This window comes from Cohnella phaseoli, from assembly GCF_003386235.1.
Taxonomy (GTDB): Bacteria; Bacillota; Bacilli; order Paenibacillales; family Paenibacillaceae; genus Cohnella; species Cohnella phaseoli.
In genome coordinates, this window is record NZ_QRDZ01000001.1 from 367950 (window position 1) to 380805 (window position 12856).

The following is a 12856-nucleotide window of genomic DNA, read 5'->3' on the forward strand; positions in this document are numbered from 1 at the left end:
ATGGAGAGGAGAATCGTAAGATGCAAATGACATTTCGCTGGTATGGCGACGACGATCCGGTGAAGTTGTGGCAAATTCGGCAGATTCCCGGTGTGACCGGAATTGTAAGCGCGGTCTACGACATTCCGGTAGGCGAAGAATGGCCGCTGGAACTTATTTTGGAGCTGAAAAGAAAGATCGAAGCGGCGGGCCTGCAGCTGAGCGTTATCGAAAGCGTGCCCGTGCATGAGCATATCAAGCTGGGACTGCCCGGCAGGGACCGGCTGATCGAGAACTACAGACGCACATTGCGCAATCTCGGACAAGCCGGCATCGGTATCGTTTGCTACAACTTCATGCCGGTGTTCGATTGGACGCGTTCGCAGCTCGACTACGAGCTTGAGGACGGCTCCACCGCCCTCATATACGAGGAAGAAGTCGTGCGGCGAATGAATCCTCTAACCGGCGAGCTGCAGCTTCCCGGCTGGGATAGCAGCTATCGCAAGGAGGATCTGCAGCTCCTGTTCGAGCAATATGCCTCGGTGGACGAGGAGAAGCTATGGGACAACCTTTCGTATTTCGTTAAGGCGATAATGCCTGCTGCCGAAGAAGCCGGAGTCCGCATGGCGATTCATCCGGACGATCCGCCATGGCCGATCTTCGGTTTGCCGCGTATCATTACGGACGAAGCGGCATTGGACAGATTTTTGCGGCTGTACGACAGCCCCGTCAACGGGCTCTGCCTGTGCAGCGGTTCGCTTGGGGCGAATCCGGCGAACGATTTTCCGGATATGGTACGGCGGTTCGGTCGGGAAAGCCGCGTTAACTTCGTTCATGCGCGCAATGTCAAGATTACGGGGGAGCGTTCGTTCGAGGAGTCGGCGCATTTGTCCTCGGCCGGATCGCTTGACATGGCGGAAATTATTCGCGCACTGCGGGATATCGACTACGCCGGGCCGATTCGTCCCGATCACGGCCGGATGATCTGGGGAGAGACGGGCAAACCGGGTTACGGTCTGTACGATCGGGCGCTTGGAGCGGTGTACTTGAACGGAATGTGGGAAGCGATCGGCAAGGAACGGGCGGCTGGACAGCAATAAAGAGCGGTTTCTTCGCGGCGGCGTCGGTGGTACAATAGGAAACGACAGTGACCACAACGACCGACAAAGGAGCTAGCCGAATGCCTTCTGAACTGTTAGGGCAATTGACCAGAGAGAAAATCGTCGCGATCGCTCGCGGCTTTACGCTTGAAGAGACGCTGTCGGCGGCGGAGGCGCTCGCCGACGGCGGTGTTGTGTTTCTTGAAGCGACTTTGAATACCGACGGCGCGCTGAACATCATCTCCAAGCTTCGCGAGCGATTCGGAGACCGGATGCGCATCGGCGCGGGAACGGTGCTCGACATCGGGCAGGCGAAGGAAGCGATCGCCGCGGGAGCGCAGTATTTGATCTCGCCCAATGTGGACGAGGAAGTGATCTATCATGGCGTCGAGCAGGGGCTGGACGTCTGGCCGGGCGCGATGACCCCGACGGAAATCGTCAACGCGTATAAGGCGGGCGCTTCCGCAATCAAGCTGTTTCCGATGGGCACGCTGGGCATCGGCTACTTGAAGGAGATTCGAGCTCCGCTTAATCACATTCCGTTTATTGCGACTGGCGGCGTCAATCTGCAAAACATTACCGAAGTGCTCGATGCCGGGGCCGTCGCCGTCGGCATGGGCGGCAAGCTGCTAGACCCGACTTTCGTGAGAGCGGGCAAGTTTGACGAGCTTCGCGATTTGGCGAAAGCTTACGTCGATCGGGCTCACGGAGCCAGCTTGGCCTAAGCCGGGTCTGCCATTTATGGCGATATCAAAGCGCCGGCGCGCAAGGGAGTGAGCGAATCATCGAACTTACGGCCAGGCAAGTCGCGATTATCGATCTTGTCAAGAAGCATGCGCCCATTACGGGAGAGCAAATCGCGGAGAGCTTGGGCGTCAGCCGCCCGACTATCCGCTCGGATTTGTCCGTGCTCGTCATGCTCGGCTATATCGACGCCAAGCCGAAGGTCGGATACTTTCTGGGCAAAGTTATGACGACGGAAGGCCGGCAAAGCGAGAGAGCTTTGAGCCTCAAAATCAAGGACGTGATGAACCGTCCGGTGGTCATCGTCGAGACGGCGACCGTTAATGACGCCGTCATTGCGCTGTTTGTGGAAAATACGGGGTTTCTGACCGTGACGGACGAGCAGGGGGCGCTTGTCGGAACCGTATCGCTTAAAGATTTGCTTAAAGTGACCTTGGGCAATCCGAATGCGGCGTCGATTCCGATCAGCATGGTGATGACCCGCGTAACCAGGCTCGTATACGTGACTCCGGAGGATTCGCTGTTGGACGCGGCCAGGAAGATGCTGGACCACCAGGTCGGCGGATTGCCGGTCGTGAGCGCAACGGGAGAACGCTCGAGGCTTGAGGTTGTCGGAAGGATTACGAAAACCAACATGACGCTGGCTTTGTTGGATTTAACCTCCGGGTATATCGCGGAGTAGGGGGAGCAGTTGATGTCGGAGGAACGGCAGAAAATCATATTCGTATGCTCGGACGCGGTAGGGGAAACCGCCGATGCGGTCGCACGGGCGACTTCCCGGCAGTTTGCCGCCGAACAGGTAAAGATTAAACGTTACGGCAACATCAAGCAAGAGGACGAGGTTAAAGCGATCATTACGGAAGCGGCGCAGGTCGGAGGGTTTATCGCTTATACGCTTGTTCAACCGGAGCTTCGCGATACGATGCGGGAAGAGACGATTCGGCTTGGAGTGCGCGCGGTTGACGTAATGGGGCCGATGATGCAGGCCTTTATCGATACGTTTAACGATTCGCCCAAGTACAAGCCGGGCCTGCTGCACGAGATGGACGAGAATTACTACCGAAAGATTGAAGCAATCGAATTCGCGGTCAAATACGACGACGGCAAAGACGCCCGAGGATTGCTTCAGGCTCAGGTCGTGCTGGTCGGGGTGTCCCGGACGTCGAAGACGCCGCTCAGCATCTATCTCGCGCATAAAGGGATCAAAACCGCGAACTATCCGCTTACGATCGAGGTCAAGCCTCCTCAGGAGCTGTTCGCGCCGTCGAACCGGCTGATCGTCGGCTTGACGATGCAGCCGGAGCGGCTGCTCAAAATCCGGACGGAACGGCTGAAGGCGCTGGGGCTGCCCAGTCAGGCCAACTATGCCTCTATGGAACGAATCGCTAAGGAGCTCCAATTCGCTTCCGATATTATGGAGCGCTTGAAATGTCCGGTCATCGACGTGTCCGAGAAGGCGATCGAAGAGACGGCCGGTCTGATTATAGAACTGCTCGTTCCTTGAAATCCCGAATGCAAGAGAAGACTCGCAAAAAAACAGCAAAGCCTGAGTCGTCCGGAGGAGGTTGCTCCTGCGGATCGCTCAGGCTTTGCTGTTCTCCTGATCTCGTCGCAATAAAGGATGTAGGTGGACTTAGCCGAGAAGCTGGCGAATCATCTGTTGCTTGCGTCCGGAGCAAGGCAGTCGCTTCGTGGTGTCCTCGAAGAAGAGATGGTGTTCCCCGATGTCGGAAATGTTTTTGATGTTGACGTAGCAATCGGAAGAAACGCGGAAGAACGTCGCGGAGTCCGCGATGAGGCGGTTTCTTTCATCGGCGGACAGTCTTTTTTTGATGTTGTAGTTCCGTCCGTGAAAGCTGATCAACCCGTGTGCCCCGACTTTGAAGAACAACGTGTCCTGACATGGTTCAAAATCCTCGTACACATTTTTCTCCTGAAGCGCTGCATTCATCGTTTCAATCCCCCTTAGAATGGCTTTGCTTTGGTAGCGCTTTCAGTATAACACACTTTTTTGAGTTTTGGGAGTCCCTCCTAAAAAAATTATGAAAAATGACAACCCGAAAAAGATAAGCCGCAGAAGACTGCCCGTCAAGTCAACTGAATGACTTGCGAGACATTCTCCGGCGGCTCTCTTGTCGGCTTGCCGAGCGGTTAGTCGCTAATGCGAACGCGAATGACGTTCCAGGAAGCTTTGCCTAGAGTTGCGGTTATTTTGGAGCCGTCGACGGACGCGTTTCCTCCATCGCGCGGCGCAACGCGGTTTGGGGAAGCGGCCGTATTGGCTGCCTTCAAATCCTCATGCTCCAGCACGAGGTGGGCGATCAACTCGCAGCGGCTGAAGCTTCTCAAGTCGACCGTCAGCGGCAGCGCATTATCGAGATCGCGATTGACGGCGAACAGGGTTACCTCGCCATGCTCCTCGTTATAGACGGCGATCGATTCCAGGTAAGGGATGTCCGTAATTTCCTTCGTATCGTATTTCGGCGATTGCACGAGCGGCACAAGCGCTTGTCCGCGGCCGTAAATCGAGGCGTGCAGATAAGGATAATAAATCGTTTGGGCCCACGCTGCACCGCCGTTAACCGTCATGATCGGGGCGATCACGTTGACGAGCTGGGCGAGACAAGCGATTCTAACGCGGTCGGAGTGCTTTAGCAGAGCTATCAGCAGGCAGCCGACGACCAGCGCGTCCTCCATCGTATAGACGTCCTCCAGCTGCGGCGGGGCGACCTGCCACGGCTCGAGTTTCCGGTCGGCTTCATTGGAGTGGAACCAGACGTTCCATTCGTCGAACGAGAGCATCATCGTTCTTTTGCTTCTTTTTTTGGCCTTGATGTAATCGCATGTCGCGGTTACGCTGCGGATAAAATCCTCCATCTCAAGAGAGCGGCCCAAGAAGGTGGGCGTATCGTTCTCGGCGTTGCCGTAGTAGGTATGCAGCGAGAGATAATCGGCATGCTCGTAGGTGTGGTCGAGAACGGTTGCTTCCCACTCGGGATAGGTCGGCATGCCTCTGCCGGAGCTGCCGCAGGCGACAAGCTCGATGGACGGATCGACCCATTTCATCACCTTCGCAGATTCGGCGGCGATTCGCCCGTATTCTACGGCTGTCTTGGCGCCGATCTGCCAGGGGCCGTCCATCTCGTTGCCCAGACACCAGGTTTTAATGCCGTGCGGCTGTTTGTAGCCGTGGCTGATCCGCAGATCGCTCCAATAAGATCCGGAAGGGTGGTTGGCGTATTCGACGATATTGCGCGCTTCGTCCGCTCCGTGCGTGCCGAGATTGATTGCCCACATGACGTCGGAACCGGCGGCGCGCGACCAGTCCGCGAATTCGTTTAAGCCGAACAAATTCGGCTCGACGGTGCGCCAGGCCAGCTCCAGCTTGCGCGGACGCAGCTCCTTCGGCCCGATGCCGTCCTTCCAATCGTAGCCGGAGACGAAGTTGCCGCCGGGATAGCGAATAATCGGAACGCGAAGCCCGCGAACGAGCGCAAGGACGTCTTGTCTGAAGCCTTGATCGTCCGCCTGCGGATGGCCCGGCTCGTAAATGCCTCCGTATACGGCCCGGCCCAGATGTTCGATGAACGAGCCGTAGAGGCGGTCGTCAATCCGGGAGATAACGAAGTCTTTATCGACGATCATGGAAGCTTGTCGTGCGGTCATGCGGATCATCCCTTCTCATTAAATTAACAATATAATTAATCGATAAATAAAAATAGTACTTCAATTAGTATTTAACAGGAGAGAAGCTAAAAATGCAAGCTAGAATTAAGGATTTGATTTGCATTTTTATGAATTTATATTTATATTAATTGAAGCGATGAAATGGGGGAGGACTGCGTCGATGATTAAAGCGAGTACGGATCGCAAATGGCTTCCTCTCTACGAGGCGCTTGCGAGCGACGTCCGCTTGACGATAATGGAGCTGCTTGCCGAGAATCCGATGAACGTGAAGGAGCTTGCCGAACGGCTTGAGCTGAGCAGCGCAATCGTAACGATGCACGTGCGCAAGCTTGAGCAAGGCGGCCTGATCGCGACGAAGATGGTCCGCAAGCAAGGCGGTACCCATAAGATGTGCTCGTTGGCCGAATCGACGATCGAGATCGTGCTGCCGAACGCAAGCGCGGAAGAGAGGGAGTATTACGAGCAATCGATTCGCGTCGGCCATTATACCTCCTTCGAGGTTTTTCCGACATGCGGACTAGCTACCCGCGAGAGGCAAATCGGCCAATTCGACGATCCGCGCTATTTTCTCGATCCCGAGCGGGTGAACGCGGCGATTCTTTGGTTCGGTCGGGGGTACGTGGAGTACAAGACGCCCAATTACATTTTGCCGAGCCAGCGGCTTGAGGAGCTGGAAATTTCCTTCGAGATCGCATCGGAAGCGCCGGGGGCGAACGATCATTGGCCCTCGGACATCCGTTTTTACTTAAATGGTACTTATCTTGGAGAGTGGACGAGTCCCGGCGACTACGGCGCGAACGCGCGCGGCAGGTTTACGCCTGAGTGGTGGGGGATTCAGCTTAACCAGTACGGGCTGCGTAAAATCATTCGCGTGAACGACGAAGGCAGCTTTATGGACGGCCAGCGCATTTCGGACACGACGCTTGACGAGCTTCGGGCGGACGAGCCGTTTTGGACGCTGCGTTTTGCCGTCGAGGAGGATGCGCGGCATATCGGGGGACTGACTTTGTACGGCGCCGGCTTCGGCAACTATAATCAAGATATTGAATTTCGCGCGTATTACAGCCAGAGGAGAGAGACGACTCGATGATCAACCGTACCATCAAGGCTGCCGAGAGCGGCAAGAGGCTGCACCGATTTTTGCGAACGCTGATGCCTAACCTGCCGCTCGGCCAGATTTACAAGATGATCGACAATGGCAAAGTAAAAGTGAACGGCAAACGTAAAAATCAAAACTACGAGCTGGCGGCGGGAGACGAACTGGTCCTCTATGTGGAGGAGGATGCGTATAAGGAAGCGAGCATCGGTCAGAAGAAAGCCAAGTATGTCGGCGTTAACGCCAATGTGGACGTGCTCTACGAGGACGCCGAGCTGATGGTCGTCAACAAGCCGGTCGGCATGCTGACGCATCCGGATCAGGCGGATCAGAAGGACACGCTCATCAATCGCGTGCATGCTTATATGTACCGCAAGGGAGAACTGGACAGCCCGCTGTTCATGCCGGCGACGGCGAACCGGTTAGACCGCAATACGAGCGGCATCGTGCTGGTCGGCAAGACGGCGGGCATGCTGCACCAGCTCAATCAATGGATCCAGAAGCACGAAATGCAAAAGTATTATTTGACGATTGTGGAAGGACGACTGACCGGCGAGGGGGAAGTGACGGGCGAGCTTGTCCGGGACGAGAAGAGCAATCGGACGAAAGTGGCGGCTGCGGGCACTGAGCAGGCCAAATCGGCCGAAACCCGGTACAGGACCGTGCAGACCGGAGACTCCTATTCGCTCGTGGAGATCGAGCTGATCAGCGGGCGTACGCATCAGATTCGCAGCCATTTCCAGCATATCGGCCATTCTCTGCTCGGCGATATTAAATACGGGGGCAAACGGTTCGGCGACGTCAACCATCAACTGCTGCACGCTTGGCGAATCGTGCTGCCGGACGGACGCGAGTTCAAGGCGCCGCTGCCGGCGCGTATGCGCGAGGTTGCGGTAAGGCTCGATTTAGGCACAAGCTTATAAAATCGAAGACGTTGCGAGGGTGGATCGTTATGGAAGATTACACGGCCGAGCTGGCAGCGTGGTTTCGCAGCCATGCGGCCCCGGAGAAGGCTGCCCCGATGGCCGCTTACATGCGCGACAAGTTTCCATTTCTGGGCATCAAATCGCCTGAACGCAAACAGTTGACCAAGGAGTTCTGGGCCAACCACGGGATTCCGACCGGGGATGAGCTGCTGGAAGTGGTCAGACGGCTGTGGGAGCTGCCGGAGCGCGAATTTCAGAACGTAGCGATGTCCTTTCTCGACAAGCATGGCAAACGGGCCAAGGTGGAAGACATCGATACGTTCGAGCATCTGATTGTCACGAAATCCTGGTGGGATACGGTCGATTATTTGGCAGCCCACTCGATGGGCGATCATCTGACGAAATATCCGGAGCTGATCCCGGACTATGCCGATCGTTGGATCGTCTCGGACGATTACTGGCTGCGCCGCACTGCCATTCTTTATCAGCTTCGCTACAAAGGGCGGACGGATGTCGACAGAATGTTTGCGTATATTGAGCGCTGCAAGGACGAAAGCGAGTTTTTCATTCGCAAGGCGATCGGTTGGGCGCTTCGCGAATATTCGAAAACGGACGAGGACGCCGTTCGCCGGTTTGTGGAGCGAACGCCGCTCTCGCCTTTAAGCGTCAAAGAAGCGCTCAAGCACGTGTCTACTTAAAAACGGACACAGGATGGACATGGTTTTCCTCGCAAACGGTTGGTAAGATGGAATAAACATAGACCTATGCGGAGGTAACCTGCTCGATGCTGAAAACCCCCCTCGGAAGATTGCGGGCGATCGGGACGGTAGAGGCGATCTCGTTCCTTGTGCTGCTTCTTATCGCGATGCCGCTGAAGTATTTCGCGGACATTCCCGAACCGGTCACGATTGTCGGCATGGCTCATGGCGCATTGTTTGCCTTGTATTTGTTAGCCATCGTCAATGCTTTTGCGGCGCGCAAGCTGAGCTGGCTCATGTCCTTGCTTGCCGTTATCGCAGCCTTCGTTCCGTTCGGCCCCTTTCTTATCGATCGTAAAATTCGTTAATTCGTCCAACCATCGCCCCCGGCGAACGCGACCTCAAGGTCCGTCCGCCGGGGGCGATTTATTTTGGCGCGAGCCGGAAACGGAAATCTACGAGCCGTTCTTTGCTGTTGCACTAAGTGTATTAAGTGATATAATACACTCATAACAATTTCGGAGGAGGAAGTCGCTTGGAGGAAGTGCGGGTCGGCGGGATGCGTTTCGCGTTGGATCTCAGTCAGCCTCTATACGAACAGGTGCTGGACCAAGTCCGCAGCTCCATTGCGAAAGGCGAGATCGCCTTGGGTGACAAAATCCCTTCCGTCAGGGAGCTGGCGCAGGCTTTGAAAATCAATCCCAATACGGTCATGAGGGCGTACCAGGAGCTGGAACGGGATCGGCTTACGGAAACCCGGCGAGGACAAGGAACTTACATCACGACGGACATGAATGTTGTCGAGGGCATTCGCAGCCGGATCGCGGAGCAGGCAATCGACGAATTTTTGACGAAAATGAGCAGCCTTGGCTTTGATGACGGTGAGATCGATCAATTGCTGCGGAAGAAAAGAGGCATGGACGATGAACGTAACGGCTAACATGGCGATTCGTGCGGATCGTCTGAGCAAGAGCTACGGAAAGAAACTGGCGATCGAATGCCTTAGCATGACTGTTCCGGAGCATTCGATCACCGCCGTTCTCGGCCCGAACGGGGCGGGGAAGTCGACCTTGATGCGCATGATTGCCGGCCAGGCAGCGCCGGATGAAGGGATTCTGACGGTGCTAGGGCGGACGCCCGATCGGGAAGCAGGCCGCAGGGTGGCATATTTGCCTGACCGCGCGCGATGGTATCCGCATCATACGGTAGAACAGGCAGCGGAATGGTTTGGCAAGCTGCAGGAAGGCTTCGATCGGGAGCGGGCTTGGGAGCTGTTCGATTCGTTCGGCCTGGAAGCCGAGATGAAGGTGTCGGGGATGTCGCGAGGACAGGAAGCCCGCCTGATGCTCGCTCTCTGTCTTGCGCGCGATGTACCGCTGCTCGTGCTGGACGAACCGTTCTCGGGCATCGATATGATTTCCAGGGAGAAGATCGTAGGAGCGCTCATCGATTCATTCGCGGAACGGATGCAGACAGTGCTGATCAGCACGCATGAGATCGCCGAGACGGAGAGCCTGTTCGATCGAGCGATCTTTATGGACCGCGGAACGGTCGTGCTGGAAGGGGAGGCCGAACGGCTTCGCGCCGAGCGGGGCTCGCTACAGCAAGTGTACCGGCAATTATTCGGTTAGGAGGACGAAGGATGCCTCAGGGAACTTTTTTCTTCCTGGTCAAGCATGAACTTGCCGCTAGGGGCAGTAAGCTTCGACTGGGCAAGTGGCTATGGATTTACGGCGGATTGCTTCTCCTGCTTGCCGCTGTGGCGGTTGCGATCTGGGGAAATAACGCCGATTACGATCCCTCTTATTTTATGTTCACGGCATACGTTTTTCCGTTTATGATCTTCGGGTTCGCAGTAGAAGCGCTGAAACGGGAATGGGCCGAAGGGACGATCGGATGGTGGCTGTCGCTGCCCCACTCGCGGGTGCAGTTGTTAGGCGCCAAGGCGATCGCTGCGTGGATTCGTTTTACGAGTTACGTTCTGCTATATTTCGCGGTCGTGCTATTGCTGGATGTGTATTCTGTCGCCATGTACGGCGATCGGGTCACTTCCGTTAAGGGAATGCTCGTGCTGGAGGCCCAGCTATTCGGCATTCTGGTCGGCATATCTCCGGTGATGCTGGCAATCGGCCTGCTGTTCGTCGCTGTCAGAAGGTCAGGGTTGAAGCCGCTGCTTCCTCTGCTGTGGCTGTTAATGGGAATCGGAGGCAATGTGTTCGGCTGGATGACCGGGGGAGGTCAACTGACCGTGTACGGATCGGACGAAAATTTGGGGCCGCTCGTCTACCCGATTTGGATCTGGCTGTGGCTGATTCCGATCTGGGCGATCGCCGCGCTATTGTTCGCCGCGACCATTAAAGTATGCGACAAGCATCTAGAGCGTTAACAGGAAAGAAAACAAGGGAGAGAGTCGGATGAAAGCCGCAATTGCAGTAAAAGAACTATTCAAACAATACGGCAGCAAGACGGCGCTGGACGGAATCACATTCGACGTGTCGGCCGGCGGCTGCTTTGGGCTGCTTGGCCCGAACGGAGCAGGCAAATCGACAACGATGAAAATCCTATCCGGGCTGCTGGAGCCCGATCGAGGGAGTGTCGCTATTTTCGGCAAAGCCGCGGGAAAGGAACGGGATTCGATCAAGGAGCTGATCGGATATGTCCCCCAATCGATTACGTTGTACGAGAAGCTGTCGGCAAGAGACAATTTGCGATTTTTCGGCGATATGTACAAGGTGCCTAAGCGCGAGCTGACTTCCCGGATCGGCGAGGTGCTCGAACAAGTCGGCTTGGCCGACAGAGCGAAGGACGCGGTGTCGACGTTCTCGGGCGGGATGAAGAGGCGCGTCAATATCGCGGCCGCTCTGCTGCATCGGCCTAAGCTCATCATTATGGACGAACCGACCGTCGGCATCGATCCGCAGTCTCGCAATCATATTTTCGAAATGATCCGCTCCCTCAAGCAGGGAGGAGTGACCGTGCTTTACTCCACGCACTATATGGAAGAAGTGGAGGCGTTGTGCGAGGATCTCGCCATCGTGGATCATGGCCGGGTCATTGCGAGCGGCTCCTTGGACGACGTTCTTGAGAAGCACGGTACGCAAGCGGTGTATCTGGAGCTTCAGGACGGCTCGCGGCCTCCGATACCGAACGGCTTCGGCGCTCCCGTTCCAAAAGGGCGCGGCTGGACGGTCGAAACCTCGTCTCCGTTGGACGCGCTGGCCTCGTGGGCGCAAGCTTGCCGCTCCGCTTCGCTGGGCGTAAAGCAGCTCGAAATCGTTCGGCCTTCATTGGAAGCCGTATTCTTAAGCTTGACGGGGACGACGCTCAGAGACAATTAACTGCGAATGAGTCCGTTTAAAAGGGGAAATCGAAAATGGTATGGAAGATCGCAAAAAACGAATGGAAGCTGCTGCTGAAGGAAAAAGGCACTTTTTTCTGGCTGCTCGGGATGCCGATCCTGTTCATCGTGTTGTTTGGATCCGTGCTCGGCAGCGTAGGGAAGACGGAAGTTACCGTTCCCTATGTGGACAACGACCGGTCCGAGGCTTCAAAGGCGTTCTTGGCTACAGTTGAGGAAAAAAGCGGATACGTGCTTGAGGAGAAGCAGCCTGCCGATATGGAGGAGCAGCTCGATAAAATCCGCGACGGCAAAGGCACCGGGCTGCTGGTTGTGCCTCAAGGTTTCGGTCAAAGCCTGAACGGAGCGGGAGGAGAGACGTCCGCCGTCGAGCTTTACCGGGAAGCAACAAACGAATCGGTCGTCGCGCCGCTGCGCGCCGTGCTGGAAAACTTGGCGAACGGCTACAGGGAGACGAAAATCGCTTCTGCGCTCGCGGCTGCCGGCTTGTCCGACAAGGAACGCGAGAACGCGCTCTCCGCAGCGTTCTCGATTGACGACCGGCTGGAGAACGGCACCGGCTATAATGTAATCACGCAGATCGTGCCGGGTTACACGGTTATGTTCGTTTTCTTCGTCATTATTTCAATGCTTAAGCGGTTCTTGGGCGACAAAGAGTCCGGTATGACGGCTCGTCTGCGCAGCACCCGGATGAGTCCTCTAAGCTACTTGCTTGGCATGTGGCTTGCCTTTTTGGTTGTGGCTCTTGTGCAATGCTGCGCGCTGCTTGCCTTCGGGCATTTCGCATACGGCCTTCAGCTCGGCGATCCGCTCGCCGTTGCCGCGCTCGTCGTGCTGCTGTGCGCTTGCGGTACGGGCATTGGCCTTGCGGTCTGCATGATCGCCAAAAGCGAAAACCAGGGCATGGCGTTCACGCAGCTGTTAACGATGGGCGGAGCCGTGCTCGGGGGCCTGTGGTTCCCGATCGATCTAATGCCGGAAGCCGTCCAGACGATCAGCCGCTTTACTCCTCAATATTGGGCTCAGAAAGGCTTCCAAGATATCATGCTGCGCGGTGCGCATGCGAGCGGTATCGGCTATTCGCTTCTTGTGCTGGCCCTGGTTGCCAGTGCGGGATTAATCATTGCGTTGCTGCGTTACCGCCGGTTTATCCGGACTGCGCTCGGATAACGCATAGAGGCAAGTGTTGCATCGAAACATAAAGATGGCCAATTAGGGCTATTCAGACACGCCCTAGCCGTCTTTATGTTTTTTTTTGCACCGATTGC

At 56.1% G+C, this 12856-nt stretch carries 15 protein-coding genes; 13 read left to right on the forward strand and 2 right to left on the reverse strand.

From position 1 onward, the window contains the following. Positions 1–20: 20 nt before the first annotated feature. The 4 genes from uxuA to DFP98_RS01550 all read left to right on the forward strand — a co-directional run bounded on the left by uxuA (position 21) and on the right by DFP98_RS01550 (position 3327). Complete coding sequence (gene uxuA / locus DFP98_RS01535) at positions 21–1079, forward strand: mannonate dehydratase (RefSeq protein WP_116058786.1); 1059 nt, start codon at positions 21–23, stop codon at positions 1077–1079. Between the two features lie 80 nt (positions 1080–1159). Further along, positions 1160–1804 carry a bifunctional 4-hydroxy-2-oxoglutarate aldolase/2-dehydro-3-deoxy-phosphogluconate aldolase gene (locus DFP98_RS01540; RefSeq protein WP_116058787.1) on the forward strand — a complete coding sequence of 215 codons (645 nt, stop codon included), beginning with the start codon at positions 1160–1162 and terminating at the stop codon, positions 1802–1804. A gap of 56 nt (positions 1805–1860) precedes the next feature. Next, a complete protein-coding gene (locus DFP98_RS01545; RefSeq protein ID WP_116058788.1) occupies positions 1861–2505 on the forward strand; it encodes a helix-turn-helix transcriptional regulator in 645 nt (214 codons plus the stop codon). 12 nt (positions 2506–2517) lie between these two features. Continuing rightward, on the forward strand, positions 2518–3327 hold the full coding sequence (locus tag DFP98_RS01550) for a pyruvate, water dikinase regulatory protein (RefSeq protein ID WP_116058789.1): 810 nt from the start codon (positions 2518–2520) through the stop codon (positions 3325–3327). A gap of 129 nt (positions 3328–3456) precedes the next feature. On the opposite strand, the gene DFP98_RS01555 is transcribed toward DFP98_RS01550, so the two are convergent. Together DFP98_RS01555 and arfA are read right to left on the reverse strand one after the other, a co-directional pair. Then, on the reverse strand, positions 3457–3774 hold the full coding sequence (locus DFP98_RS01555) for a LytTR family transcriptional regulator DNA-binding domain-containing protein (RefSeq protein ID WP_116058790.1): 318 nt from the start codon (positions 3772–3774) through the stop codon (positions 3457–3459). Positions 3775–3974: 200 nt separating this feature from the next. Continuing rightward, positions 3975–5489 carry an arabinosylfuranosidase ArfA gene (gene arfA, locus DFP98_RS01560; protein ID WP_116058791.1) on the reverse strand — a complete coding sequence of 505 codons (1515 nt, stop codon included), beginning with the start codon at positions 5487–5489 and terminating at the stop codon, positions 3975–3977. Positions 5490–5670: 181 nt separating this feature from the next. Here arfA and DFP98_RS01565 point away from each other — a divergent pair, with 181 nt between their 5' ends. The 9 genes from DFP98_RS01565 (at position 5671) to DFP98_RS01605 (ending at position 12758) form a co-directional block, all read left to right on the forward strand. Continuing rightward, positions 5671–6600 (forward strand): ArsR/SmtB family transcription factor, encoded by a 930-nt coding sequence (locus DFP98_RS01565; RefSeq protein ID WP_116058792.1) that lies wholly within the window; start codon positions 5671–5673, stop codon positions 6598–6600. Next, positions 6597–7529, forward strand: coding sequence for an RluA family pseudouridine synthase (locus tag DFP98_RS01570; protein ID WP_116058793.1), 933 nt, complete (start codon positions 6597–6599; stop codon positions 7527–7529). Before DFP98_RS01565 ends, DFP98_RS01570 begins: the two co-directional genes overlap by 4 nt. A 29-nt stretch (positions 7530–7558) precedes the next feature. Further along, positions 7559–8230: a DNA alkylation repair protein gene (locus tag DFP98_RS01575; protein ID WP_116058794.1), complete on the forward strand. Its 672-nt coding sequence runs from the start codon at positions 7559–7561 to the stop codon at positions 8228–8230. 86 nt (positions 8231–8316) lie between these two features. Beyond that, entirely contained in the window at positions 8317–8598 is a 282-nt protein-coding gene (locus DFP98_RS01580; protein ID WP_116058795.1) for a DUF3817 domain-containing protein, read from the forward strand. A 167-nt stretch (positions 8599–8765) separates the two neighbouring features. Then, a complete protein-coding gene (locus DFP98_RS01585) occupies positions 8766–9170 on the forward strand; it encodes a GntR family transcriptional regulator (protein WP_116058796.1) in 405 nt (134 codons plus the stop codon). Then, positions 9154–9861, forward strand: coding sequence for an ABC transporter ATP-binding protein (locus DFP98_RS01590; RefSeq protein ID WP_181917425.1), 708 nt, complete (start codon positions 9154–9156; stop codon positions 9859–9861). Before DFP98_RS01585 ends, DFP98_RS01590 begins: the two co-directional genes overlap by 17 nt. 11 nt (positions 9862–9872) lie before the next feature. Beyond that, on the forward strand, positions 9873–10616 hold the full coding sequence (locus tag DFP98_RS01595; protein ID WP_116058797.1) for an ABC transporter permease subunit: 744 nt from the start codon (positions 9873–9875) through the stop codon (positions 10614–10616). A gap of 28 nt (positions 10617–10644) precedes the next feature. Next, positions 10645–11568: an ABC transporter ATP-binding protein gene (locus DFP98_RS01600; protein ID WP_116058798.1), complete on the forward strand. Its 924-nt coding sequence runs from the start codon at positions 10645–10647 to the stop codon at positions 11566–11568. Between the two features lie 35 nt (positions 11569–11603). Beyond that, positions 11604–12758 (forward strand): ABC transporter permease, encoded by a 1155-nt coding sequence (locus tag DFP98_RS01605; protein WP_116058799.1) that lies wholly within the window; start codon positions 11604–11606, stop codon positions 12756–12758. The last annotated feature ends 98 nt before the right edge of the window (positions 12759–12856 follow it).